Raw genomic sequence first — 24,597 nt, 5'->3', positions numbered from 1 at the left:
ACCCAGGAGCTGGCTGCCATTGCCGTCGAGCCGCCTGCGATCGTCCCCGGCTACCTCGCCAACATCCGGCCTGTGCGAAGAACGCCTTCAAATTAGTTTTCCCAAATTCCCCTTGCACCCACAACTCGTGACGTAAGTCCAATTCTTGGCGGCATTGCCACCTTCGACCGACTGGCTATATTGCATTACTCGGAGTTAGCGGTTTCTTGACTACTCTTGCCCCCTACAGGATGCTTGTGGCTTGTCCTGATTAGGCAGGGAGGGGGCATCTCGTGCGAAACGATGCAACACGGGCGCACTACGATCGTTTGGCCGACAAGTACGACGAGAACTGGGCGCACAGCTCCGAGTTCATCCAGTGGATGACCGGCAGCATTCAGCAGCGTCTGCGTCTCGGCCCAGACGATCGAGTGATCGACGTGGGATCCGGAACTGGCCTGTACGCCCATGGCCTGGCTGAACACGCGAGCACGGTGCTCTGTGTTGATCCTTCCCAGGCGATGCTGGACCAGCTTCCCGCTGACGACCGACTGATCCCGCTGCATGCAGGGGCCGAAGATCTCGCCGAAGGCCGAGTACAACTCCCGCATGATGGCTATGACGCGATCCTCCTCAAAGAGGTGATTCATCATGTCGCGGATCCGTCGGCTGTCCTCGTCGGCCTGACCCGGCTCCTGCGACCGGGCGGACGGATCCTCGTGGCCATGTTGCCGACAAGCATCGAATACCCGCTGTTCGACGCAGCTCTGAAGCTCTTCCGAGAGCTGCAACCAGACCCCGAGGACGTCGTCGCCGCGATGCGCGACAGCGGCTTAGCCGCCGAACTCACCTACGACGAGTTCCCGCTCGTCTTCACCGCCGAGCGCTACATGCGTATGGTGCGCAGCCGCTACATGTCGCTGCTGTCGAACTTCGACGACGCCGCCATCGAAGCGGGGATCGACGAGATCCGCCGCAGCCACGCCGACCCCGAGCTCCGTTTCCCCGACCGATTCGCTTTCGTCCTCGGAGTGAAGGCGTGAGCTTCGAGCTCGATACCCGCTTACGCCAGCTACGCAACGAACTGGACGACCACTCCCGAGTCGCTCGCCATCTCGGGCTGGACTTCGAACGCCCAATCAAATCTCTCGGCGACGGTTACCCCGAGAACGCGATCGCGCTGGTCGGCAAAATCACGGAGCGGATCCTCAAGCAGCTGTGGCGCCACTACAACGTCCCAGGCGATCCGGGCGGGAAATCGCTCAACGAGCTGATCAAGGGCGCGCAGCCGCACATCCGCAGCGGTGCCGTCTTGGACGCCCTGCGCGACATCCAGCGGCTACGCAATCGGTCCACACACGATGGATACGAGGTCGCCGACGAGGACGGCCTCACCGCGGTCCGGCGACTGCTGGATGTGCTGGCATGGTTCAGCAGCACCGGCAGCGGCATCCTGAGCGGCGACATCCCCAAGCTCGCTCCCGACGTGGCGGCGAAGGCCGAGTTCCTCGCCGGGCTGTACGTCACCCTCAGCTTCAAGCCGGTGAAGCGGTTCGAGCTGTCCCGCAACACGGTCTATCAGCTGTTCTTCCGAGAGCGCGGCCTACGCAGCGAGTACGTCGAACTGCTGCTGAGCAAGAACGTCGACGACGTGGTCCAGGTGCTGAACACGACCGGCGGACAACTGCTGCAGACCAGGCTCCCGAAACTCACCCGGTTCCTGATCCTGGAGGAGAACGGCATCCAGGAGGCGCCAGGACCGCTGGGCGATGACTGTCGGATCCTCACATACGACCGGTTCATGGATGCGTTCATCGATCTCGAGCGATACCTGGCCGACGCCATCGGGACGTATCCGGAGCTGGTCGCCACCGACCGGCTGACGTTGTCCGGGGATCTCCTCACCACCGACGAACACACCGGGGAACAACGCGTTTCTCAGGTCGGCGCAGCCGACGAACTCCTGGACGAGGTCGCAGCCGCAGGCGGGAACCTGCTGATCGTGGGCCGCTCCGGTAGCGGCAAGACGACGCTGCTCAAGCAGTTGGTCGCACGGTCTGCCACCACCGAGCAGCGCCGCTACCGCTTCTACTTCGACATGAGCCTGAAACGGCGCGACGAGGAGTTCCGCGAGTTCGTCACCCGCATGCTGGCGCCGTACATGGAGGTGGAGAACAGCCACGTCTTCGAGGTGTTCCACTACTTCGCTCGCTCGGGTTCCGTACTCGTCGCGCTCGACGCAGTCGACGAGGCAGTGCCGTTGACGACCCAGGCCGGTTTCCTGGAACTGTTCGCCGAGCTCGCTCAGGTGCTCACGGCTGAGTCGGCGGTCATCACCTCCTCGCGAGTGTCCTTCCTGGAGGACTCCCCTCAAGTACGGCGACTGCTGGACGGCACCGCCCTGGTATCGGAGAAGCTGGTCCAGCAGCTCCACGCCCAAGGCGTGAACCCGCTCCAGGTCCCGCGTTTCTCCGCATTGCGTCTGCACGACGCGGTCGCCGTCGCCTCGCCGCTTGAGATGCGCCTGGCCGGCGAGGTCGGACACGCCCACCACGAGCTTCCCCACCTGACCGAACTGGCCTGGACCCACATCACTCAGGCCACTGCGGCTGCCGGGCTCGAGCGCACGCTCCCCTCCCTCATCGCGTACTTCGGCTCGGCCTTCCTCCGGGGTCACACGACCTTCACGTTCATCGACCTGGTCAACCACCAGGGGATCGACCTCTTCGAAGGCGGGCGGCTGACCTACGAGGCGCTGCGGCTCCGCGGGCTGTTCCGGCTGGTCGGTCCGTCCGCAGTCGCCTTCATCCACTCGGCGTATCAAGAGCTGCTGGCCGCCGAATACCTTCGTGACCCCGGCAATCGGGAGGCCGCGTTGGAGTCGGGCACTCCCCCGCGGCTCACCGAGCAGGTACGCGAGTTCCTGCACCGGCGCTCTCGGGAGGCCCCGCCTCCTCCCGATGAGGAGCACGTCCTTCCGGCGGGGGTCTATCTGGTCGGGCCAAGTCATCATCTGATGCTGCGCCGCATCGAGCACCCGCTCCGCTTCGACCGCTTCCCTGTCACGGTCGCTCGCTACAACCGTTTCCTGGAGGCAATCCGCCAGGACGGCTCGCGCCAGTGGGATCATCCGGACCAGCCGGCCGAAGTCTCCCACGAGCCGTGGCAGGAACGGCTGCGGATCCAGGACTACTTCACCAACCCGGCCTACGAGAACTATCCCGCTGTCTGCGTCAGCTACTGGAGCGCGTACGCCTTCGCACGCTATGAGGGCAAGCGCCTGCCCACTTCGCTGGAATGGGAAGCCGCAGCTCGAGGAACGGACGGGCGGCTGTTCCCCTGGGGCGACGACATCGACCTGGACATCGTGAGCTGCGCGGACTCCTGGAGTGGCCGGACATTGATCACATACGAGGCCTGGCGGGAGGAGCTCGACCGCGGCCGTCTGGCCCAGGCGATGCCCGGCCTAGTCGACGCACACCCCGGCAACGTCTCCCCGTACGGCTTGCGCGAGATGGCCGGCAACGTCTGGGAGATCACCGGAACCACACTCGACCATCGCGACGAGGTCGTCATCTGCGGTGGTTCCTATGACAACCCCTACCGGGCCGTGCAAGCCTCCTCCAAGGGGCTCGCCCGGCGGTACGGCCGCAGCAACGTGATCGGCTTCCGTTGTGTCGAGGAGGTGTGATGAACGGCGAGGCGACCTCCGCGCCCGGCGGTCAGCGCTTCGGGTACATCGCCGAACGCATGCCGCACGGCAGTGGCTATACCGGGCGGCTGAGCATCTACGTCGTCCGTGACGCGGAATCCGGCGCCGACCACACCTTCATGTACGCCGACATCGTGACCGAGGGATTCCGTACCCTCCACGTCGGGGAACGGGTCAGGTTCCTGGTCGATCCGGACGAACCCGAACGGGCGCGCTACATCATCCGTCTCGATCTACCCGAGGTTGAGGACTATTACCGGTGAGCCGACTGGAACGGCAAATCCTGATCGCGGTCTATCCAGCTCGCTTCCCCGCCAGTCCAGCGTGGGAGTCCGGGCCGTTGATCCTCCAGCATGGGCATGTCCGTTCCACCGCCGAGGCGCGCGGCCAGTACTACAGCGCCAAGGCAGCGCGCGTGCTGTACGGCGATGCCGAGCATCCGCAGCGCTGGCACGACGCCACCCACCGGACCGTCGGAAATGTCGAAGTCATCGGCGTGGAAGCCCTCCAGGCGAGGTTCTCGGACGCCGGAGGGCTGGTCGCGATACATCTGCGCCCCCGGAGAGGAACGCTCGTCCCGATCGTACGAGGACTCGCCGGGCGCAGGGGCGCGCCGCCGATCGGCTTCGATCCGCAGGCGATGCTCAACGGGCAAGCCGTGATCGAACCGGATGCACGTCCCTTCACAGTCTCGTTCGTGACCGCTACCAGGCAGGGGCTCCCCCGTCTGTATCTTCAGCCGCGGTATTGGCGCTGGTCCGCCGCCAACCAATGGCTGTGGGCACTGGGCTCGCGCAGTACGTTCGCCGACTATCCACCCGATCCCAGAAACCTGGAACCGCGTGACGACGAGGTCATCCGGCTGTCCAGCGATTGGCACGCGGTCGTGCTCCGCGATGGCATGGGAGCCGTCGGTATCCGCCCAGATCAGGGGCCGGAGGACCCGTTCTTCGGCTACGCCGAGGTGTATCTGCGGTCCATCTACCTCGACGCCATCCTGCTCGGCCTGCTGCAACAACAGGAGATCACCCGCCTGGAAGAGCGCGCGGTCGCCGCGCTCGACTCCTCTTTGAAGACGGCAATGGCAGAGCTCGAACGGCGGGTCAGCTCCTTCCGGCGGCATCTGTGGGCGCAGCACCTGACCCCGCACGGGGTGCCTAATCGGCTGCTGTCCGCTTACCAGCGCCAGCACATGCTCCCGGGGCGCTACGAGCAGATCCTTTCGGACATCAGCGACTTCAACCGGCTCACACGAGATGAGGAGAGCCGCTACGTCAACAGCGCCATCGTCGTGTTCACCCTTGTCACCGTGCCCGCCGGGATCGCTTTGGCGCTGCTGCAGGTAATGGAGACGGACAACCCCTGGTTGTACGCCGCCGTGGCGGTGGTCTGCGTCATCCTCACCGGACTTCTGTTGCTCACCAGGTCCGCCCGTACGGCTCTGCAGGCGCTCCGCCGCCGGTTCACCCTGTAGGACTGCCTCCTGCCGGAGGCGTTGTCGGCTTTTCTGAGCAAATTTCCGGCTCGCGCCCTCGAGATCCATTGCCAAGACTTGATCTTCCGGCCATCAGTCTTGATCGCGTACGGGGTAGATCTTCGAATGTCACGAATCGTGCGCCATCCAGCCCTTTCAGGGACTGTCCGGGGGTGATGCGTTGTGATCAAGCCATGCCCGTCCCGCAGGCCGGGGACTCGCTACCTCGTTCGAGGGGCCCTCCTCAGCGTCGCGATGGTCGGCCTCAGTCCAACTGCCGGCTATGCGATGACCACCAGGGATCCTTACTGCCAGGTGTCCCAGGAAGCCTGGCAGGTCTACGACGTCGCGAAGTTCTGCGACCTGATCAACAAGGACCTCGCCCAAGGCCGGATGCCTGACCTCTTGGCGCGGCTGGAGGAGTCGCGCCGTATCCCGCGACCGCTGCCAACGGTCTCCAGGCCGCCGCAGCCGAGGAAGCCACCGAACGTGACTCCCGCCAAGAAGGACCGCGCCACACCCAGCCGGAACGTACAGAAGACTCACCTCGAGCGGCCGGCTACACCACCGTCTCGTGCCGAGGAGGTGCACAGCAGCGGGCGGCACCACGGGAAGCCCGTCGAACACGCGGCTGAGAGACCGTCACGCGGCAAGACCGTCCGAGCCAGGCAAGACAAGCCTCGCTCAACGCCAACTCCGACGCCGTCGCCAGTGGCCTCCGAGGCCATATCGCCACGGCCGGCGATAACGCCAACCGTCTCTGTCGGGCACCTCGTCCCAAGTCCCCGCGTTTCCGGCGCGACAACCGCTGACCGAGAGTCCTTCATCGCCCCTATCGGGAAGGCCCTGCTGTACGGCATGGCGGTAGCAGGCGCGACCGCGCTGCTGCTCAGGATCCGGCTTCGCCCGATGCCGGCCCGCACGCAGAGGAGGCAGGACACAAAGACCGGCCCGGCCGAGCGGCAGGACGAGACGGAGCCGAGCGTTCACACTGTCCCGATCACGATGAGCCCTCCTGAGCCGGAGATCGCTCCGAGAGCGGAGCACAGCCAGCTCGGCATCAGCACGGCGCTCATCACGATTCGAGTGCTGGACCAGGTGACGATGTACGGCCCGGCCGGGAGCGCTGACTGCAGCCGGGGAAAGGACGTCGCCGATCTCCTCGGCCTACTGGTCGTTCACAGGGAGGGCCTGACGCGGGAGCGGGCGTACCAAGTGCTGTGGCCCGACATCACGCTGGACCACTACGACTGCTTCCACGGGCCGAAGAGCGAACTACGCGACAAGCTGGTGCGGGTCCTCGATCGCCCGCACCAGGGCAAGAACCTGCTCCAATACGTCGGGGGCCGCTACCGGCTCAACCCGCTACTTGTCACCACCGACCTGTGGCAGCTCCGCGACGCACTGGCCGAGGCGAAGCAGGCCGACAGCCCCGCGCAGATGATCGCGTCCCTGCGCAGGGCCGCCGACCTGTACGCGGGGCCGTTTCTCCCCGCCGGCACTCATCCGTGGGCCACGGAAGCCGCCGAGGACCTGCGTCACGATGTCATCCAGGCGCTGCTGCGGCTCGGCGAACTCGAACCCGACGCCGACCGTGTGACCGCCGTACTCGAACGGGCCCACCGGCTGGACCCCGTCAACGAGCAGGTGTCGTGCCGGATGATGCGCCACTTCAGCGCCCTCGGCCGGAACGACGCGGTCTACGTGACATACCGGGACCTCTGCCAGGCGCTCGCGGAACTGGACGGGCTCTCGCCGTCGGCCAAGACTCGCGAGCTGTACGGCAGGCTCACCGACCACGCCTCGTAGCCCGTCACCGCGGTTCCAACCGAGTCGGGGCTGTCCCGTAGATCTGCGCCAGGAGGGTGAGAGCCCAGATCGAAGGGCGCCTGCCTCCGGCGGGCCAGGCTTCGTAGTCGTACAGCCTGCCCTCCCGCAGGGTGGCAGCGCCAGAAGGGTCAAGATCGTTGAAGGCGGTTACAACCTGAGTCGCGGTGAGCCCGTTGGCGTAGCGGTAGAGCTTCAACGGGCTCACCGCGTGGTCGAGGGCGAGCACCACGGCGATCTGGTCGACCGTGAAGCCACGCGCCCGCAGGGCACGGCCACGCCGCCGGCATTCGAGCAACGTCTGGTAACCCGTACCTGACATGGTGAACCCGCCTTTTCGGCATTCGCGCTGGTCAGTGACGGGCGGACCATAGGCCGACTTCTGGTGAGTGATCGAGTCCGGCGGGGTGGTCCGCCAGCAGCACACCGATCGGGTCACGGCATTCGACCAACGTTTCCGCTGGTCATTGGGCTGTCCTGCGGATCGGCAAGTGACGTGATCCGGGGATTCGAATCGGATGGTGAGTCGATCCATCGTGCTGGTCCCTCCCGGATTTCCCGGGACGTCACGGAGGTGACCAGCATGAACGATCAAGAGCTTCAGGAGTTCGACGAGGCTCGGCCCGGCGTGATCTGGACGACCGTCCGGCTGCGGCGCGGAGCGGGCGAGATGCTGTGGTGGCGGGTTTTCCCTGGTAGAGGCGACCAGGTCGCACCCGCCCGCAAGATAGTCCGTTCTCTGCTGGAGGACACCCAGCGTGCCGACGACGCGGAGTGGGTGGCGGCCGAGCTGATCAGCAACGCCCTCCTCCACACCCGCTCAGGCGCGCAGGGCGGCTACTTCGTGGTCGAGGTCGCGCGCAACATCTGCGTCGCGAAGATCCTGGTGTACGACCTCGGCGGCGGAGGCGTGCCCGTCTTCGGCCAGGGATTCACGCCGAGCGAGCACGGGCACGGCCTTCGCGGCGTCGCGGCGCTCGCCAACCGCGTCGGGCTGGAAGGCGATCCCATCACGGGTCACGTCGTCTGGGCGCAACTCGTCCTGACCGTTCCCGACCCCGCACGGGCCGCATCTTGATCAGACGCGATGGCAGGGTTCGAAGCCGCTCCCCATGATGGCCCGGCGGCACCGCACTCCGGGCGGACATGACCGTCGGACGCCCGACGGTCATCCGCCGGCGGGCGGCCGGAACTCGTGGACGACCTCGATCAAGCCGACGATGTTGCTGTTGAACTCCCCCAGCTCCTCGGCGGGGACCCACAGCTCGAGGATGTCGCGTCCGCCAGCCTGCCGTACCGGATAGCGGGCAAGGAAGTCGCTCTCGACCTGAAAGCGCGTGACGTAGCCGACTCCGGAATGCGGGACGTTCCAGTCACGCGCGATCTTGATGGCGTACTCCTCGTTGAGGACCGGATAGAAGATGGGCTGCTCGGGCAGGCGTGGAGGCCACTCCCGCCAGCCCGACCGCCGGACCAGTTCCAACTCCTCCGACCCGGTCGGCCGCCAAAGCGTAGTGAGTTTCGTCGACTCCGTCGCCATGGCCCTGTCCCTCCGTCGTACGTCGAGGTGCCATCATCCTGAAATGCGCGCGACGGAAGCGATCCGATTTCCGTGGAAATCATGCGATCCTCAATGAGGTGACCGCCGTCATGGACCGTCAGGAACTCATGCGGCTGCTCATCAGGGAGAGCGCCGCCGATCGGGCATGCCGGGCCGCTCTCCACTCCATGGCGAGCTACACGATCTGGGAAAATCCCGTACACCTGCGGCCACTGCTTACCACTTTCCGAAGGCGGGTCGGGCTTCTCCGACGGCTGGGCACGCCGACCTTGGATTCCGACGAAACCATCGCCCGGCTCGAAGCCTGCGGACTCGAGGTCGTCTGTCTCGGGCTGGTCCAGGCGGCAGATCCGCCGTACCACTTCCAGCTCTTCCTGTCACCGGGCCTCGATCAGCTGATCGCCTGTCTCGGTGTCAAGCGGCCGACACCATCCTGACGGCGAACGTAGGTCAACTCGCGTCGTAGCTTGCCTGGACGAAGGGAAGCGCCTTCTCCAGGTCGGCCCGATTTCGGATCCTCAGTTCCAGGTCACCCGTGCCGAAGTGGCCGATCTTCCGTACGTCACGGCTGAAGCCGTCCTCCAACTCCACCTCGTCCGGGTCCACCTTGAGATAGACCAGCAGCGTGTGATTCTTGGGATGGACCTCGACGCAGACGAAGTTCTTGATCCGCCGGAACGCGAAGTAGAGCTTCAGCACCTTCTTGGTGACGTCGTCACCGATGCCCTCGATGTACGCTTCCAACTCGCCGTACAGGTCCGCCAGGGATGGCGGGGCCTGAGCGAGCAACTCAGTGACGGTCTTCGCCTGGGCGGGCGCTTTGGCACCGCCGTTCTGAGCCTGCTTGTCCGAGCCTGTCTCGCCTCCCCCCTCGCGAGAGGCGACCAGCTCAAGCGCCAGCAGTTCGCCTTCGAAGTCCCGGTAGCGGACCAGTTCGATGGAGCGGTTGATCTGTTCGATGGCATGCGTGTCGTAGCGGTTGAAGTCGCCAGCGACGCACACCAGCCGCGGATTACGCCAGTCGATCTCCTGTGCGGTCTCCGCGCCGAGGGTTCGAATAGCCAGGAGCTCGAACGCCTCCCGGTGATCGAGCAGCCAGTCCAGGTAGAACAGGCCCTGACTGATGACGTTCTCGTTGGCAGCCCGCTTGTACTCGAAGATGACGGGCGAGCCGTTCTCGTCTATCCCAAGTGAGTCGATCCGTCCCCTGTGCTTGTTCCCGGTCGAGTACTCCGACGCCAGGAAGCGCACACCGAACAGCGTCTCCATGTTGTTCTCGATCAGTCGTTGAACGGACACTTCGACAGCGAAGGTGCTTCCGCGCAGCTCAGCGGCTTTCCCGTTGTCAATTCGGAACAACTTGAGATCGCTCACGGGCCAAGAGTACATGCAGCTATAGACAGTTGATCTTCAAATGACTCCGACTGTCGGGGACACTCTTCTGTTCCCCTTCCTGCGGGAACGGTGCGGGAACGGTGACCGATCCAATCGACGCGTTGACGCGACTTGATCCCCGTCAACGAGTCGATTCACCGTGGCATGCCGACGCGGTCGAGTGACGTACGGAAGGTGATGCCGATGAACGACCACAGCGAGATCTTCTCGAGCCCGGACGTCATTCGGCTTTGTCACGCGAGCCGAACCGATGCCGCCCGGTCGATGAGCCGGTCACCTCACCCTCGGTCATCCCGCCGCACGGGCGGCCGTCGTACGCGCTGGCGGCCGAACAGAACCCGCCCGGGGGGATGGTGCCGCGCAGGGTGATCGGTGCGATGTGGGCCGTTCTACCGCGACGACTCGCCACACTGTCCCCGCCGTTCGACTGCGTCTCTGTACACGACGTCATCCGTTTCGCAGGCGGTACAGCTCTCAGCATCTGACGGGGGTACCAACCGGGGTTCCAGTCTGGGGACCGATCGGGGTACCGGCTATGACTGGTACGGCCAAGAATGCGAGTCTTCGCAGCTCCACGCCCTTTGGGGTGGTCCGCTGGCGAGGCCGACCGCCCATAGGCGTCGTATTCATTTGTGCGCGCCGTACAGATGACGGTTCGTGTCGCCCGGCGGTGCTGCTCGCCGTACGGTTCCCTCCCCGCCGTAAACGCGTCAGGCCCGCCGCGTTGAATGCGGCGGGCCTGACGGTCGGGAACGGCCGGCGGGACCCCGGAGGAGGGATGGGGCCCGCACGGGGCGGGCCCTGGTCCGGCTACCGGGCCGCGCGAGCCGCCGCCACGAACCGCGCGGCGACCGTACGAGCGGGGGTGCCCGGGTTCAGGAACGCGGTGTACGTGCGTCCGTGACCGCTGACGGCCAACTCGATGGGGTCGCCGGGGCAGCCCGTCACGGTGATCTCGGCGCGCGTGTCGGTGTTCGGCGTCCGGTAGAGCTGGGTCACCTGGCACGGGCCGCCCGCGCGCCAACCCACCAGGCCGCCGCCTATGCGGGTGATCCCGTGATCCCTCAGCGCGCGGCTGATCGGCGCGATCAGCGGCATGAGCCGCCTCTCGTCGCCCCAACTGGCGAGGTAGTCGTTGGCAATGTCCGTGTAGTCGTCGGCGAGGTCCTCGTCGTCGGATCCCCGGCCGTCTTCGGCGTTGAACTCGCTGATTTGCGCGATGGAGTCGTAGTCGCCGATCTGCATCAGTGACCCGTCGTCCGAGTCGGCGATCGGCCGGATGATCACATCGGCGCCGTCCCACATCAGCGCCCACCCCGGCCCGTGGTCGCGCAGGGCTGCCACGTCGTCGGCGGTCACGTCGATGAATACGCGGTCGAACATTCCGTTTCCCTTCGATGTTTCCCCGACTATCCGGGGTCCCGTTTCCGTCCCGACTCCATGGAACCTCGAATTCATGGAATGTCAAGCGAATCAGCGGCCCACTTCCATGACTCTTTTGGTGGCGGACAAACAGCAGTGGACGACGCGGGTGCGATAACGAACCACGCGCACACCGTCAAGCCGAATCCCCAGTTCAACGACGTCAGGCAGCCTTCCAGAGGAGGGTCGAAGGACCGGCCGACTCGGTAATAAATGTTTTTACCCACCATCGCTTGCGAGGCCGCCGCGAGCAGAGTGATGGTCGTGCTCCGCCAGCCACCACTCCCCGAAACGGGAACTGAAAGGAGCACACAAAATGCCCTCGAATACCACTCTCGAGGAATCCGCTGCAATTTCGTCCGACACGCCACTCGGCATTACCGAGAACGCGCCCACGGCCACCGCTGACGTGCCCGACGGCGTCACGCCGGATCAGGACACCGCCCAGGCGGTCAACGGCCCGACGGACACCGTGTGGGCCGCGTTGATGGCCAACCCCGGCATGTCCCCCGTGAAGATCGGGGCGGTCACCGGAATGAGCCGCGCCGCTGCCTCCAAGATCCTCACGTCCCTCGAAGCCGACGGACGTGCGACCCGGACACTGGGCGGCTATGAGGGCGGCAAGCGCATCCCCGACGCCTGGTACGCGGTGACCCTCACTGATGAGATCACCGACGAACCGTCCAACGACGTCGCCGGCACCCCGCCCACGGATGTGCCGAACGCCCCGGAATGTGAGGGCGTCACCGCCGAGAATCAGAGGGCGGGCGTTCCCCTGACCGTCATCGATCAGCCTACGGAAGGCGATGCCGACACCGGGCACAAGTCGGCGGAAGCCGTACCCGGTGAAGCGGAAGCCGACGACTCTTCCCCCAGCGAGCCCGATGAGAAGGCGTCTGATGACGCCCCCGCCGCGCTGGGCGACGTCTCTCAGCCCGCAACGTCGAACGAGGCGGCATTCCCTGACGCTTCGGAGAGGCCGGGTCCTGGCAGGCCGAGCGAGTCGCGCGAGGTGCCACGCCCCCGTGACGAGGACGACTTCGGCGCCAAGAAGGACGACTCTGACGCACAAATTTCCGAGGCGGGGTCAGAGCCGGTCGTCAGCGAGGCATGGGCGGAGGCCCGCTGCGCTCTGATCCAACTCGCCGAGCTGGCCCTCGGCACGGTTGAGGCGGCGGAGAGCGGCGACCTCGCAACGGCGCTGGGTCGCCTGGAGCTGATGTACGGCAACGCCGGGCCCGCCCGGCGAGACGCCAAGACCGCGCTCACCGGCACTGGCCGCCGGACCAAGACCACGGGGACCGAGGTGATGCGCCCGGGCCAGCTCCGCGACCGCGTGCTCGCCCATCTGACCGCGCACCCCGGACAGGAGTTCACCCCGTACGAGATCGGGCGGGTGCTGGGCAACTCCTCCGGCGCGGTGTCCAACGCGCTCGACCGCCTCGTGTCTCTCGGGCAGGCCGAGCTGACCTCCGAGCAGCCCCGGAAGTTCACCGCCGCCGACCAGACCACCGCCGCTACCCGCTGACCCGCACCTCGGGACGGGTCAGTCCGGCCCGCCTTCTTCCAACGAACCAAGGAGAATCCAATGACGGAGTCCCTGACCCGCCACTTCGACCGCTACGCCGCTGAGCGTCGCGATGACGCCGGCGAGGCATGGGCCAAGGCCGCCGCCCGAGTCACGGGACGGATCGATGAGGGCGAGGACCTTACCGCGTCCGACCTGGCCGAGATCGCGCTCCACCAGCACCTGCACGGCTGGTGGCGCTGGGCCACCGCCCTGATCGAGAACGAGGGCGTCGACGGGGCCGACGCCATCCTCCAGGTCCGCCAGCAGGCCGAACACCACCTGATCGACATGCCACCCGTACGGCACGGCGGACTGTTCGAGCAGGCCATGGCCGAGGTCCGGCGCGAGGCCGCGCAGCGGTTCCTGAAGACGACAGAGAAGCTGGCCGCCGCTGCGGAGGCCCAGGCATGAACGAGGCCTTCCACTTCCTCGCCTGGTCCTGGAATGTCACGGCGGCCAAGTCGTACGCGACGGGCCGGAAGCCCATCGGGCGGCTCGCCCCAGAGGTGTGGCGCGGCTACCTGAGCGCGATCCTGATCGAAGACGCCCGCATCGAAGCCGTCGGCCTGTCCCTCCCGCTGATCGCCGTACCGATCCCCAACGCCGGGCCGTTCATCATCGACGGCTGGCACCGCATCGCCCGAGCCCTCCGCAACGGAGTCCCCAAGCTCCAGGTGGTCCTGCTGACCGCCGAAGAGGAGTACACCTGCCGCATCCACGGCTATGACAAGGTCCCCGCCGTCCGGATCCGCTGACCCACTGCCCGGCGGCCCCTTCGTAACCAGGCCGCCGGGTACGCGAGCGACACGATGCCAACAAAGCCCAACTGATCAGCCAGCTCGCACCTACGTAAGCAATACCCGTTCTGCCATCCGGCAGGACGGGCCTCGTCGTAGCTCAACTCATGGCAGCGACCGGTGGCTGGATCTGCGGACTTGAGACAACTTCGTCCCGCGCCTTCCGGGTGGAATACAAGGCCTCCTTACAACCCGAGAAGATTGTGATCTTTGTCACATAGCGGGCTGGTGTTCACATGTACGGCGATCGTCGACCGAGCCTTCGACTACTGACTGCTGACACACGTATGGCCGGTTCTCCCAGGTGAGGGCGCCGCGTATTGACATCGCAGCCTTACCAGATTTCAACATCTCTGTTCTTTATGCGGGCCTTATACCCGATCGAGCGGCAGATGTCCATTCTTGTTGATTCCTGAAGATCGCCTGTAAAAGATCATCTGAAGCTGAGTAATTCCTGTGAACTCCGAACGAGGAGAACGTGAACGAGTCAGGATCACCTCCCCCCTCCCCACTGGGTGGCGTCAGCCTCCACAAGCTATCCAGCCTGCTGGTAGCAGTAGTCGCGGCATCGCTACTGACAGCTGGCCCTGTACCGGCAGCAGCGGACGACACCCAGCCCACCCCAAGCCCTGAACCGACGACGGCCCCGAGCACGACGACGTTCCCTAAGCCGGACGATCCGGACGCGGACCTGCGGGCTGCGATCGCCGAAGCCCGCAAACAGAACAAGCCGGTCGAGGTGCTCAGCAAGGGCACCGAGTCCAGCCGGTCCTGGGCCTATCCGGACGGCCACATCACCACCGACACCTACGCCGGACCTGCCCGTGTCAAGCAGGCGGACGGTTCCTTCCAGTGGATCGACACCACCCTGATCGAACGGGATGGAACGTTCCAGCCGAAAACAGCGAAGGCGGACGTCCGATTCAGTCCGGGCGGGGACACCAAGCTCGCCTCTCTGGAGAACGCAGACAAGGCCCAGCTGTTCGCGCTGGAGTGGCCCACGCCTCTGCCCAAGCCTCGGATCGAGGGCAACAAGGCTATCTACGTGGGCGCGGCCGGTCCGACGGCCGACCTCGTCGTGACCGCCCTCGCCACAGGCTTCCGTCACGACGTGGTACTGCGCGAGCGCCCGACCGTACCGGTCGAGTTCCGGCTGCCCGTGCGAACCAAGGGGTTGAAGCTCTCCGAGACGAAGATCGGCGGGCTGAAGCTGACCGACTCCAAGGGCAAGACCGTCGCCTCGGCAGCAGAACCGTTCATGACGGAGGCGCCCAGTAGCGACGCCAAGACGCTGCCGCACCAGCGAGGCGAGATCGACGCCTCCGTGGTCACCGCGAAGGATGGCGGCCAGGTTCTGGTGATCAAGCCGGACCCCGCATTCCTCGCGGACGAGAAGACCACCTACCCGGTCACCGTCGACCCCACGGTCTCCCTCACCGCGACGACGGACGCCTGGGTCCAGTCCAAGACAGGTGCCGCTGACGCGACAGGTTCCGAGCTGAACATCGGCACCGGCACCTACTACCAGTCCGAGCGCAGGTGCACGGGCAGCGTCTGCACCTACACGAACAAGATCTACCCGAACTTCCTGCGCGGCTACATCGGCTTCGGCAGCATCAGCGGCTTCTCCGGGAAGTACGTCGACTCGGCCACCATCCAGCTGCTCGGCTCCTACGCCGGGCCATGCGGTTCGCGTACGCTCACCGCCTTGCCGATCACCTCTTCATGGTCGACGAGCTCGCTGTCGTGGAGCGGCCTTCCGCCCACGACGAGCACCGGTGCGGTCACGATCACGCCGAGCTGCGGTTCCAGCACGGTCACCAGCTTCAACGTGACGCAGATGGCCAAGAACTGGGCGGCGGGCTCGCCCAGCTACGGTGTGGAACTGAAGTCGACCGAGGACTCACGCTCCAGCTGGCCGGACGACCCCAACCCGGTCACGGCACAGTACTGGTCGTTCAACTCGGTGGAATCCGGGCAGTCGCCTCCCAAGCTGACCGTCAACTACCTGCTCCCGCCTGAGATTCCCACCGTTACGGGCGAATCCATCGACTCGATCGCCGGCAACGACGCGATCTCGCGGTCCAGCGACGTCAAGGTGAGCTACAAGTCCACCTCGATCGACGGGAAGAAGATCGACTACCTGGTGTCGATCTCCGACCCCACGCGACCGATCCCCCTGCCGCCGGTCCCGTCGCCGTCGCCCAGCCCGACCTCCTCACCGTCGCCGTCACCGACGAGCACGGCCATCCCGGGTCTCGTCGCGGCCTATGGGATGAACGAAGGCTCGGGTACGACAGTGGCGGACGCGTCCGGCTCCGGCAACACCGGAACGGCAAGCGCCACAAGCTGGGCCGCCGGCAAGTACGGCCAGGCACTGTCGTTCAACGGCACATCCAGTTGGGTGACCGTCAACGACTCCCCCTCCCTCAGGCTGACCAACAAGATCACGATGGAGGCGTGGGTCAAACCCACCAGCATCAGCGGCTGGCACACCATCCTGATGAAGGAAGTCAGCCCCGATGACGGCTCGTATGCCCTCTACGCCAGCATCACCGCCAACGGGGGCGTTCCGATCGGTCCGGGCACGGACCTCCAAATCGGCGGCTACTACGACGGCAGCGAATCGCTGACGAAACTGCCCACCAACACCTGGAGCCATGTCGCAGGCACCTACGACGGCACCAGCACCAAGATCTATGTCAACGGGTCCTTCGCCGGGGAAACCACGCTCAGCGGCGACGTCGCAACCGGCGCGGCGCCACTGCGCATCGGCGGCAACAACCCCTTCGGTGAGTACTTCAGCGGCCTGATCGACGAGGTAAGGATCTACAAAACCGCCCTCACTCAGGGGCAGATCCAAGCCGACATGAACACCCCCGTCGGAGCAGACCCCGGACCGGACAACCCGCCGTCGGCGCCGGGCACTGTGACCGCTGTCGCCGGGCCCGACACCGTCAACCTGTCCTGGGACGCGGCGCTCGACGACCGCGGCGCGGTCACCTACCAGGTGCACCGGTCCAAGACCGCCGGGTTCACCCCGTCCACCACAACCCGGGTCGCCACCGTCAGCAGCCTCACCTATGCCGACAGCGGCATGGTGCAGGGGCAGTACTACTACCGCGTGGTCGCCATCGACAGCGCCGGCCAGGCAGGGCCCGCCTCCAACGAGGTCTCGGCCCTCACCTCCGCACAGCTGTTCCCGCCGGTAACCGGAGCCAACTCCGGCCAGGTAATCAACAACGAGTTCAACCTGGGCAGCCCGGACAGCTTCAAGTTCAAGGTCAAGGCCTGCTTGACCGGCATCACCCCGCGGATGTGCAACGAGACCCCGTACTACCGCATCACCACCGACGCACCGTACACGCCTACCGATGCTGCGACGGGGTTGGCGGATCCGCTCAACCCCATCTTGACTGGGATGGTGTCCCGTCCCTCGGGCGGCCTGGTCACCGCGAAGTTCTACCTGTACGAGAACGGTAATCCTCGCGGAGCCAGTCCAATCGGCAAGACCACCGTTGAGGGCGGTACCAGGGCATCGATCAGGCTTGCTGATGGCGTGGTAGAGGCGGGGCACACCTACACCTGGCAGATGCAGTCCTGTGTGGGCGACGACAGCACAGCGCCCGTTTGCACGGCCAAGACGGATCCAGTCACTTTCACGGCACCCGGTGAAGCATCGACGGACCCCTCCACCACCGTCCCGATCACACTGCAACAGGATCACTTCACGATCAAGACTGCGAAGAGTGCTCCAGATGCCTGTGGCGGAGGTCCTTGCACTTGGACTGACACCGCCAATATCCAGGTAGGCGGCAGCGCTGGCGAAAACGTTGCCAGCGTCATCAAGGTCAACCTTGACGAAATCCCGAATGCCGCGATCCCCATCGAGTCGATGCTTGGTCTGGGTGCCGCCACATGTGCAAGTGGTGAATGTCCGCCGGATGCGGTCGTGAAGGTCACCCGCCTTGAAAACCCGATAGCCGCTGACACTACCACGACCAATGTCACGAAGACCGCCAACTCCGAGTCGATCTACAGCGTAGGCGTCACTTCTCCCAGTGCCAACATAGTCGGCGACGAGCACATGTGGCTCTTGTTGGAGTCCGACAGCACCCAGATCCTTACTTTTGGGGGCGCGGAGCAGCTCACGCTCACGATGAAATACCTGCCGCCAGGGCCACCGAGCAAGGTGCAGCACTTAAGTCTGCAAGCTGGTGATGGCGGCGCAATCGCTACATGGGGCATTCCCGAAGAATCCGGCTCGCTGGCCTTCATCAACGGGTACGACATCGAGGTCATCGATCCCGACGGGTCCGTTGTGGATGGCTTCGAAACCGAAAATCAGTCCGAAACCATTACAGGGCTCGATAACGGAACTACCTACACGGTTCGCGTCCGGGCACGAACTCATGTCGGGGAAGGCGGCTGGGAGAGCGGGACTGTCACCCCCAAGGCGCTGGTACGAGCGGGAGGAGATTGTTCCGCATCCAGCCAGACGCTAGCGGATACTGTGAAGTCTTACTACAACATTCAGAATGAGGTGCTCGAAGGCAAGAAATCCGACGTCTGGTCTGCCGGAGCAAGCCAGAACAATCCCCTCACAGCGAAGCTCTCCTTGACCAACCAGAGCTTGGTCTTGGAGAACGCGGCGATGGACACCCAAGGCGTCCGCCGAGAAAATTACACTGTAGTAGTCAGTGATGCTGTCGCATACAACTCATCGGACGGCATGATTCACCTGCGAGCAAATGTTCAGCACAACTGGACTAACGCCGTAACCGACGCCAACAACAATGTAGACAAGCAGGAGATGAGTATAGGGGGAGACTACGAATACATTCAGGGTTCATGCGGTGACGTAAAACTCATCTCAATCGTACCCGAGGTCGACACGAACCCTGGCGAAATGATTCTCGATGGCGGATGTAACTACCAGGGCGTGTGCACTGGAACAGGTGGCGGTAGTTCTGGTGGCGCGGGTGCCGGAGGCGGTTCTGCTGGATCCCCCGCTTCTGCGCCGAACCCCAACGCGGTCTCAAGCTGGAACTGCTACGACGACGTATGTCAGATTAATGTATCCAATAAAAAGAACGTCAAGCCTGGCCTGCTCTTCGAAGTGGGAGGAGGCTCTCGATATGAGGGGCATAGACCTGCCAGCCCCTGGCCAGGCATGCCCACGTCTATCAAGATTCGTAATCACGCGAGCTGGGCGCGCGTCACCCCAACTAAGGCATTTCAAAGGAAGTATCCGGCGATCCTCAAGAATCTGACCATCAAACTGGACAGCGGAAACGCATTCAAGATTATCGGGGGCAGCATTTCCATCAGCTGGCCTCCTGGAATAACCCCAGATATAGGTCGCGATGCTAAGACCTGGTCAGTCCAGGGGCCGGCAGGCCAATGGAGTGTCAGATATCCACGCTCAGGCACAACGGATTACGATGTCCAGTGCACCACGCTGATTTGCTATTATCAGTCAATCAAACATGAGGTCAGGGGCGAGCTGCAGCTCCCGCCCTCCAGGGACCCCAGCGAACCTTACGGCCCCGACCCCCTCTCCATCTCCTCCGCATGGCGGAGTGCACTGACGTCGTAGCTAACTCACCTAGGAGATGGGTTGAGGGGCAACCCTCAACCCATCTCGCCATTAATTGATGCTCAACCATTCGAGGCTCCATGAAGCTATCAACAGTTATCAAAGTGTCCGCTGGCTTATGCACTGTCATCTTGACAGCTCTCACAATAGCGATAGTCCAGCAGTCACAACACCGATTCGATCGGCTATTTCTAGTTTCAAGCAATGCCATCCAAGTCGCATCGCCTGAATACCTAATCACACCGGCCAGCCCTAAAGAAATAGAGCACTCTCTATTTTCGGCGACAATCGAAATGTCTCTCCGCCAATATGGACCAGAAGGACCATGGAGTCGCCATGAGCTGACCGAGAATATATGGGGCGAGGCAACAGTACGCCCCAACCTACCGGCATCGACAGTCGATGAAGCCTTAAAAGAATTCAAGGGGGGAACCGGTCCGGATTACAGCGAAAAAACAGCAGCCAACACAGCAATAGAGAAACTAGGCGCGAACGAAAAGCGTACTGCAATAGTTGAACTAACAACACCTCTCACCGAGGAAGAGATAGCCAAGAAGATAAGCAGTGGTCTCATTGGAGCAAAGGCTCTACTACTCATTTCCAAGCCTTCGTCGATATCAAAGAAACCGCTATTCTGGTGGCCGGGCTTCGATGGCTGCAAAGCGCGCGGACTACCTAAGTGCAACGATCACGCACCCATATCGCAATTTCGCCAATGGGTTTCGCTACTAAACAAGGGCGACGAAAGGAGCCTAAACTCAACCGGGCTGACTTTGAGTATCTTAAAAAATGCCGCCAAAGACGGCCGGATATATGGATTTATCCTCAATTGGAGCGACAGGGGCCAACTCTCTTATTTCATCCAAAATCCCCTCATTCGCAATATTATAATACTATAAATTATACCACTTCTCAAGCTGTCAACATTTGCGAGTTCGCAAAATTTTTAGACAAATCCTGCTTTATAGACAAAGCCGCCAGACTCAATACAATGGCCACTCGCGAACTACTCGCCAGCAATGAAAATGAGAGATGCATCCCGTAGCGAAACATTTCTGATCTCGATAGCCAGCGTATACCTCAATCGAACCTAGCAGCGCTCTCTGCCATTCTTGTGAATCCTATAAAGTCGGACCGCTCAGCATAGGATCCAACCTTTACAACATCGCCGGTTTGGGGGGCATGGATCATCTGGCCGCCGCCGATGACGATGCCGACGTGGCCAGGGCCGTTGGGCTCCATCCGGAAGAAGGCCAGATCGCCGGGCTGCTCCTGCCCGGCAGGGGCGTGTACACCATGACGCCACTGGTCATACGTGACGCGCGGGATGGTGATCCCGGCCGCCTGGTAGGCGCGCATCGTAAGCCCCGAGCAGTCGAAGGCGTCGGGGCCGTCAGCTCCCCACCGGTACGGCTTGCCGAGCTGGGCGCGGGCGTAAGCGATCACCCGAGCGGCGACCTCCGTCTGCGGAAGCGCAACCACCACTGCACGCCGGTGCCGCTCCGCCGCCGCGAGCACCCGATCCACATAGGCCCAGGAGTGGTTGTAGGCGAAGAGAGCCCGGCGGACATCGCGATCAACGCCAGAGGCGCACAGATAGCGGGCCGCCGAGAAGACAGCGTCGGCAGGGTTCATGATGTCGGCCCGGCCGTCGCCGTCCCCATCGATGCCGTACGCCTTCCAGGGCGCGGGCATGAACTGCATCGGCCCGAGTGCTCCCGCCGAGGAGGGGCCTGTCTTGGTCCCGTGACCGGATTCGACCTTCCCGATCGCGGCCAGGAGCGCCCAGTCCAGGCCTCGGCAGGTCTCCGCCGCCTTGACGTACAACGCCAGATAGCGGGGCGGGATGTCCCTCGGCCGACCGGTCGGTGCACCCGGTAGAGACCCGTCGAGCAGGGCGGACGTGACGCCGGTGAGCAGAACGACGACCAGCACCATTCCGGCCACCGCCGCCATCACTCCACGCACGAGTCCCCTCCTCGTGCAGAAGGCCAAAGGTCCGCGAGTTCGACCAGCCGCAGCCGGCGTCTGGCGGAGCCGATCGGAAGCCACACCGCCTCACGTGGCCCGGAGGTCGTCTGGACCGCGGTGGCGGCCGGTGCCTCAGGCGTGCCGATCTCAGCGCGGAGGTGCTGCTCCCGGCGAGTGCTCGGGAGCCAGAACAGCACCGGTGTGCTGATGCCGGTGACCTCGACCAGTTCGGCGTACGCGGTGAGCTTGGCGACCACCCGTGCCAGGGTTTCGCTGCCGGTGTCGTGTTCGAGGAAGAAGTCGACCTCGACACCGCCTTCGGCCCACCGGCCGTACCCGTCCGGGCGGACGATGTCGCCCCAAAGCTGCGTGCAGCGGCGTTCGCCCCACCAGGCCGTCAGCTCACCCTCCTGCTCGGCCTTCAGCCGGGTGAAGAAGTCGTTGACGCCGATCAGATGGTCGAGCGTGGCGGAATGGCAGGCAGCCAGCATCTGGTCGTGCCGGTAGCCCATTTCCCGCACCGTGATGCCGCGATGTGCGGCCAGGACGGCGGCCCCCGCCGGGCCGAGCACCCAGTGCCAGGGAGCGGACCCCACCGGCGTCCAGGGGCGGGCGCGGTCGAGGGCGGCCAGCCGGTAGAGGTCCAGCAGCCGGTGGCGGGCCTTGTCGGAACAGGTGAAGTACGCCCGGGCGAGTTGGTGGGTGGTCAGTACGCGGTGCTCGTGGGCGAGCTCCAGAATCTGCCAGTCACGTGGGGTGAGCCGGGCCGCGAGCTCGGCGATGACCGCGCGGGATGCCCGGGGTGGCACGGTACGGCTGGCGCGCTGCCGGATGCTTGGGCGGGTCATGCCGGCTCCCTGCTGGGAGCCCTTGCGGACAGGCGTTCGTCGTTCGCTCTGGCCGAGATACGTGGTTTCACCGGTCCTCCTGTGGTCGCGAAGGTGGCGCGGGAGGCCTGCCGTACCTGGGTCTCTCGCTCGGGGATGGCGGCGGGCAGCGGGCGGGTGCGGAAGGTGAAGGCTGGGGTCGCGGCTCCGTCGACGACCAGGCGCCCGACGGCTTGAAACGCGCCCAAATGAGTGAGGTCGTGCGCGGACAGCACGGGCCCGACGTGCGCTTTCAGGTCGGCGGCGTCCTCCGGAGAGACGGCGAAGAACAGCTTGTTGCGGGCGTCGGCGGAGATCGCCTCGCGGAGGTCCTTGGGAAGCTGGGCGAGATGCTGGTGGGCGAGAACAAGCGACAAGCGGTACGCGCGAGCCTCGGCCAGGACGTCGGCGATGCTGCCCGGCAGGTTGAGGAAGTTGTGGCACTCGTCGACGTAGATCGCGGTGTCGTGCCGTACGGCTTGCGCCTGGCGGGAGCGACGGGTGACCGCTTGCCACGTGTGGGCGAGCAGGACCGAGCCGAGGAGCCGGGTAGCGTCGTCACCGAGTACGCCCTTGGGGGCGCGGACCAGGCAGATGCCTCCCCCATCGAGGTGCCGGCCGAGGTCAACCGACGAGACAGGGCTCGCGAGGGCGTCCCGGATGAATGGGCGCAACAAGACCGCGCGGAGCTTGTTCATCACCGGCCCGATCACGGCCGAACGACCAGCTGGGGTCAGGTCCTCGTACGCCTGCCAGAACCCGGTCAGCAGCTCGTCGCTGAGCTGGCGTACGACACGGGCTCGGTAGCCGGTCTCGGTGAGCAGACGCGGCACCTGGGCGAGGGTGGCGCGCGGGCCGTTCACCGTGGTGAGCGTCAGGCAGGCCGAGCGCAGCAGGTCGTCCACGCGCGGTCCCCAGGCTGAGGAGAAGCAGCGGTGGAAGATGGTGACGACCGAATCGACGGCGAAGGCGGGATCGGGTCCGGCGAGCACGTTCACGCTCGGCGGCTTGCCGGGGTCGGCGGGGTCGAAGACGACAGTACGGCCGATGGCCGACTTGGGCAGCCGGGCGAGCACGTCGCCGACGAGGTCGCCCTTGGGATCGATGACCAGCACGCCGCGCCCTTCCACGGCGTCTGTGAGGATCATGTTCGCGAGCAGGGTCGATTTCCCGACGCCGGTTTCCCCGACCACGTGGATGTGATGCCGGGCATCGGCGATCGACAGGGCCACGGGCCGCTGTGGACCGCTGTCGGCGTCCCCCAGCATCCGGACTGGCCCGTCGTACGGCACGGCCGGTGACGGGGCGACGGGCCGCGTTCCGGCCCGGGTGATGCCGGGGGCGTCGACGTCCAGGGGCAGATGGGCGAGGGCGGCCAGCTCGGCGACCGACAGCAGGTAACCCCGGTCGAGTCGTCGCGAGGCCAGCGCGTGGGCCGGTCTCCGGAGGCGGCGTCGCCGCAGGTACTGGTGGCCGGAGGTGAACAGCGCGAAGACCGACGCCACGCTGTGGGCGCGGCCTCGCAGCCGGCCGTCGGCACCGGATGCGGTGGTGGCCACGCCGTACCGGATGGCGACTTCGTAGCGGGGCTGGCTCGCCTTGGCGAGGATTGCCCTGACCTGCTCGGCCCGTTCCGGAAACATGCGGGCCAGTTCGGCCGGGTGCCCGTCGCCGGACATCGTCCCGTGGCCGGGAGTGATGAGGTCGAACAGCTCTCCCAGTGGGTGTGCCGATCGTCCGCCACGGAGGAAGGCCGCCGCGCGGTGTGCGCGTCCAAGCCGCTCTCCAGTAACCGGGCGGGCCAAGACCTGCACCGTCACGTGCTGACCATGAGCCAGCCCGGACATCGCGCCGAGCAACGCCCGGAGCGGATCGGCATCATGGTCGTGTTTCAGCGGCAGATGCTCGGCCTGCCCAAGAACCAGACGACCGCCCGTCGCATCGGCGTCACGTGGCAACGGCGGTACGGCTGGCCTGGTCGTGGCCGTGGCCCCTGGCCAGGCGGACTGCACGGCCTTCTCGATGACCCCGTTCGGGATACATCCGGGCACCCACACCTGGATCCGCACTCCGGAGGCGTCGCCGACGTACTCGAAGGCGATGTGCGGCTGGCCGAGCAGGAACCGCTTCCAGGCGGGCCGCAGCAGCCCGACCAAATGCGCCCAGAGCGCGGCAGCGCCGGCGAGGTCGACCTGCGGCGGGCAGGAGATCTCAACGAGCCGTGCCTCCCGCGCCAGCCGTACGTGGCGAAGACGCCAGATCAACCGGCGTACAACCGTCAGTAGGCTCGCGAATGCGAAGGACCCGACTGCGACGCGCCAGCCGTACGTCCACATGAGCTCGGGCAACCGCTGCGGCAGCTCGTCGAGGACCGTCGGCAGATCGTTCATCAGAGATCACCTCGCCGAGAACTGCGACAGAATC

Annotated in this window: 19 protein-coding genes; 12 read left to right on the top strand and 7 right to left on the bottom strand. The window is 64.9% G+C overall.

Features of this window, described 5'->3' with window-relative positions; all coding sequences use genetic code 11:
* Window positions 1–272: 272 nt before the first annotated feature.
* The 5 genes from AWQ71_RS34410 (at window position 273) to AWQ71_RS42890 (ending at window position 6,974) form a co-directional block, all read left to right on the top strand.
* On the top strand, window positions 273–1,022 hold the full coding sequence (locus tag AWQ71_RS34410; protein WP_067141678.1) for a class I SAM-dependent methyltransferase: 750 nt from the start codon (window positions 273–275) through the stop codon (window positions 1,020–1,022).
* On the top strand, window positions 1,019–3,670 hold the full coding sequence (locus AWQ71_RS34405; protein ID WP_067141674.1) for an SUMF1/EgtB/PvdO family nonheme iron enzyme: 2,652 nt from the start codon (window positions 1,019–1,021) through the stop codon (window positions 3,668–3,670). The genes AWQ71_RS34410 and AWQ71_RS34405 overlap by 4 nt, the downstream gene beginning before the upstream one ends.
* Window positions 3,670–3,954 carry a hypothetical protein gene (locus tag AWQ71_RS34400; protein WP_067141671.1) on the top strand — a complete coding sequence of 95 codons (285 nt, stop codon included), beginning with the start codon at window positions 3,670–3,672 and terminating at the stop codon, window positions 3,952–3,954. Before AWQ71_RS34405 ends, AWQ71_RS34400 begins: the two co-directional genes overlap by 1 nt.
* A complete protein-coding gene (locus AWQ71_RS34395) occupies window positions 3,951–5,165 on the top strand; it encodes a hypothetical protein (RefSeq protein ID WP_157570752.1) in 1,215 nt (404 codons plus the stop codon). The genes AWQ71_RS34400 and AWQ71_RS34395 overlap by 4 nt, the downstream gene beginning before the upstream one ends.
* A gap of 858 nt (window positions 5,166–6,023) precedes the next feature.
* On the top strand, window positions 6,024–6,974 hold the full coding sequence (locus AWQ71_RS42890) for an AfsR/SARP family transcriptional regulator (protein WP_067141662.1): 951 nt from the start codon (window positions 6,024–6,026) through the stop codon (window positions 6,972–6,974).
* A 4-nt stretch (window positions 6,975–6,978) separates the two neighbouring features.
* On the opposite strand, the gene AWQ71_RS34380 is transcribed toward AWQ71_RS42890, so the two are convergent.
* On the bottom strand, window positions 6,979–7,314 hold the full coding sequence (locus AWQ71_RS34380; RefSeq protein ID WP_067141659.1) for a hypothetical protein: 336 nt from the start codon (window positions 7,312–7,314) through the stop codon (window positions 6,979–6,981).
* Window positions 7,315–7,575: 261 nt separating this feature from the next.
* On the opposite strand from AWQ71_RS34380, the gene AWQ71_RS34375 reads away from it, so the two are divergent.
* Window positions 7,576–8,070, top strand: a complete 495-nt coding sequence (locus tag AWQ71_RS34375) for an ATP-binding protein (RefSeq protein WP_084259613.1) — start codon at window positions 7,576–7,578, stop codon at window positions 8,068–8,070.
* Window positions 8,071–8,160: 90 nt separating this feature from the next.
* On the opposite strand, the gene AWQ71_RS34370 is transcribed toward AWQ71_RS34375, so the two are convergent.
* Window positions 8,161–8,532, bottom strand: a complete 372-nt coding sequence (locus AWQ71_RS34370; RefSeq protein WP_067141656.1) for a hypothetical protein — start codon at window positions 8,530–8,532, stop codon at window positions 8,161–8,163.
* A gap of 98 nt (window positions 8,533–8,630) precedes the next feature.
* Here AWQ71_RS34370 and AWQ71_RS34365 point away from each other — a divergent pair, with 98 nt between their 5' ends.
* Window positions 8,631–8,990: a hypothetical protein gene (locus tag AWQ71_RS34365; RefSeq protein WP_067141653.1), complete on the top strand. Its 360-nt coding sequence runs from the start codon at window positions 8,631–8,633 to the stop codon at window positions 8,988–8,990.
* Between the two features lie 13 nt (window positions 8,991–9,003).
* On the opposite strand, the gene AWQ71_RS34360 is transcribed toward AWQ71_RS34365, so the two are convergent.
* The gene (locus AWQ71_RS34360; protein WP_218002082.1) at window positions 9,004–9,852 is read right to left on the bottom strand and encodes a DUF5655 domain-containing protein; all 849 of its coding nucleotides are present in this window, start codon (window positions 9,850–9,852) and stop codon (window positions 9,004–9,006) included.
* 906 nt (window positions 9,853–10,758) lie between these two features.
* On the bottom strand, window positions 10,759–11,331 hold the full coding sequence (locus AWQ71_RS34355; protein WP_067141647.1) for a hypothetical protein: 573 nt from the start codon (window positions 11,329–11,331) through the stop codon (window positions 10,759–10,761).
* A 355-nt stretch (window positions 11,332–11,686) separates the two neighbouring features.
* Between AWQ71_RS34355 and AWQ71_RS34350 the strand changes: the two genes are divergently transcribed.
* The 5 genes from AWQ71_RS34350 (at window position 11,687) to AWQ71_RS42215 (ending at window position 20,235) form a co-directional block, all read left to right on the top strand.
* Entirely contained in the window at window positions 11,687–12,898 is a 1,212-nt protein-coding gene (locus AWQ71_RS34350) for a MarR family transcriptional regulator (protein ID WP_157570751.1), read from the top strand.
* A gap of 60 nt (window positions 12,899–12,958) precedes the next feature.
* A complete protein-coding gene (locus tag AWQ71_RS34345; RefSeq protein ID WP_067141641.1) occupies window positions 12,959–13,351 on the top strand; it encodes a hypothetical protein in 393 nt (130 codons plus the stop codon).
* A complete protein-coding gene (locus AWQ71_RS34340; protein WP_067141638.1) occupies window positions 13,348–13,695 on the top strand; it encodes a hypothetical protein in 348 nt (115 codons plus the stop codon). Before AWQ71_RS34345 ends, AWQ71_RS34340 begins: the two co-directional genes overlap by 4 nt.
* A gap of 520 nt (window positions 13,696–14,215) precedes the next feature.
* A complete protein-coding gene (locus AWQ71_RS34335; protein WP_157570750.1) occupies window positions 14,216–19,336 on the top strand; it encodes a LamG-like jellyroll fold domain-containing protein in 5,121 nt (1,706 codons plus the stop codon).
* 131 nt (window positions 19,337–19,467) lie between these two features.
* Window positions 19,468–20,235 (top strand): hypothetical protein, encoded by a 768-nt coding sequence (locus tag AWQ71_RS42215; RefSeq protein ID WP_157570749.1) that lies wholly within the window; start codon window positions 19,468–19,470, stop codon window positions 20,233–20,235.
* Between the two features lie 181 nt (window positions 20,236–20,416).
* Here the strand turns inward: AWQ71_RS42215 and AWQ71_RS34330 are convergent, their stop codons facing one another.
* From AWQ71_RS34330 to AWQ71_RS34320, 3 genes are read right to left on the bottom strand one after another with little or no spacing between them, the layout of a single operon-like run.
* Window positions 20,417–21,304 (bottom strand): C40 family peptidase, encoded by an 888-nt coding sequence (locus AWQ71_RS34330; protein WP_157570748.1) that lies wholly within the window; start codon window positions 21,302–21,304, stop codon window positions 20,417–20,419.
* Window positions 21,292–22,155 carry a replication-relaxation family protein gene (locus AWQ71_RS34325; protein WP_067141632.1) on the bottom strand — a complete coding sequence of 288 codons (864 nt, stop codon included), beginning with the start codon at window positions 22,153–22,155 and terminating at the stop codon, window positions 21,292–21,294. The genes AWQ71_RS34330 and AWQ71_RS34325 overlap by 13 nt, the downstream gene beginning before the upstream one ends.
* Entirely contained in the window at window positions 22,152–24,563 is a 2,412-nt protein-coding gene (locus AWQ71_RS34320) for a type IV secretory system conjugative DNA transfer family protein (RefSeq protein ID WP_067141628.1), read from the bottom strand. The genes AWQ71_RS34325 and AWQ71_RS34320 overlap by 4 nt, the downstream gene beginning before the upstream one ends.
* Window positions 24,564–24,597 lie beyond the last annotated feature (34 nt).

Source organism: Microtetraspora malaysiensis (genome assembly GCF_001528665.1).
Taxonomy (GTDB): domain Bacteria; phylum Actinomycetota; class Actinomycetes; order Streptosporangiales; family Streptosporangiaceae; genus Microtetraspora_A; species Microtetraspora_A malaysiensis.
The sequence above is the reverse complement of the archived record's forward strand: the minus strand, read 5'-3'. Positions and strand labels throughout refer to the sequence as shown.

Excerpts from the sequence above, each read along its gene's own strand:
- AWQ71_RS34400 (WP_067141671.1), top strand. The coding sequence starts at position 3,670 with ATGAACGGCGAGGCGACCTCCGCGCCCGGCGGTCAGCGCTTCGGGTAC.
- AWQ71_RS42890 (WP_067141662.1), top strand. The coding sequence starts at position 6,024 with ATGGCGGTAGCAGGCGCGACCGCGCTGCTGCTCAGGATCCGGCTTCGC.
- AWQ71_RS34380 (WP_067141659.1), bottom strand. The coding sequence starts at position 7,314 with ATGTCAGGTACGGGTTACCAGACGTTGCTCGAATGCCGGCGGCGTGGC.
- AWQ71_RS34375 (WP_084259613.1), top strand. The coding sequence starts at position 7,576 with ATGAACGATCAAGAGCTTCAGGAGTTCGACGAGGCTCGGCCCGGCGTG.
- AWQ71_RS34370 (WP_067141656.1), bottom strand. The coding sequence starts at position 8,532 with ATGGCGACGGAGTCGACGAAACTCACTACGCTTTGGCGGCCGACCGGG.
- AWQ71_RS34355 (WP_067141647.1), bottom strand. The coding sequence starts at position 11,331 with ATGTTCGACCGCGTATTCATCGACGTGACCGCCGACGACGTGGCAGCC.
- AWQ71_RS34350 (WP_157570751.1), top strand. The coding sequence starts at position 11,687 with ATGCCCTCGAATACCACTCTCGAGGAATCCGCTGCAATTTCGTCCGAC.
- AWQ71_RS34345 (WP_067141641.1), top strand. The coding sequence starts at position 12,959 with ATGACGGAGTCCCTGACCCGCCACTTCGACCGCTACGCCGCTGAGCGT.
- AWQ71_RS34340 (WP_067141638.1), top strand. The coding sequence starts at position 13,348 with ATGAACGAGGCCTTCCACTTCCTCGCCTGGTCCTGGAATGTCACGGCG.
- AWQ71_RS34325 (WP_067141632.1), bottom strand. The coding sequence starts at position 22,155 with ATGACCCGCCCAAGCATCCGGCAGCGCGCCAGCCGTACCGTGCCACCC.
- AWQ71_RS34320 (WP_067141628.1), bottom strand. The coding sequence starts at position 24,563 with ATGAACGATCTGCCGACGGTCCTCGACGAGCTGCCGCAGCGGTTGCCC.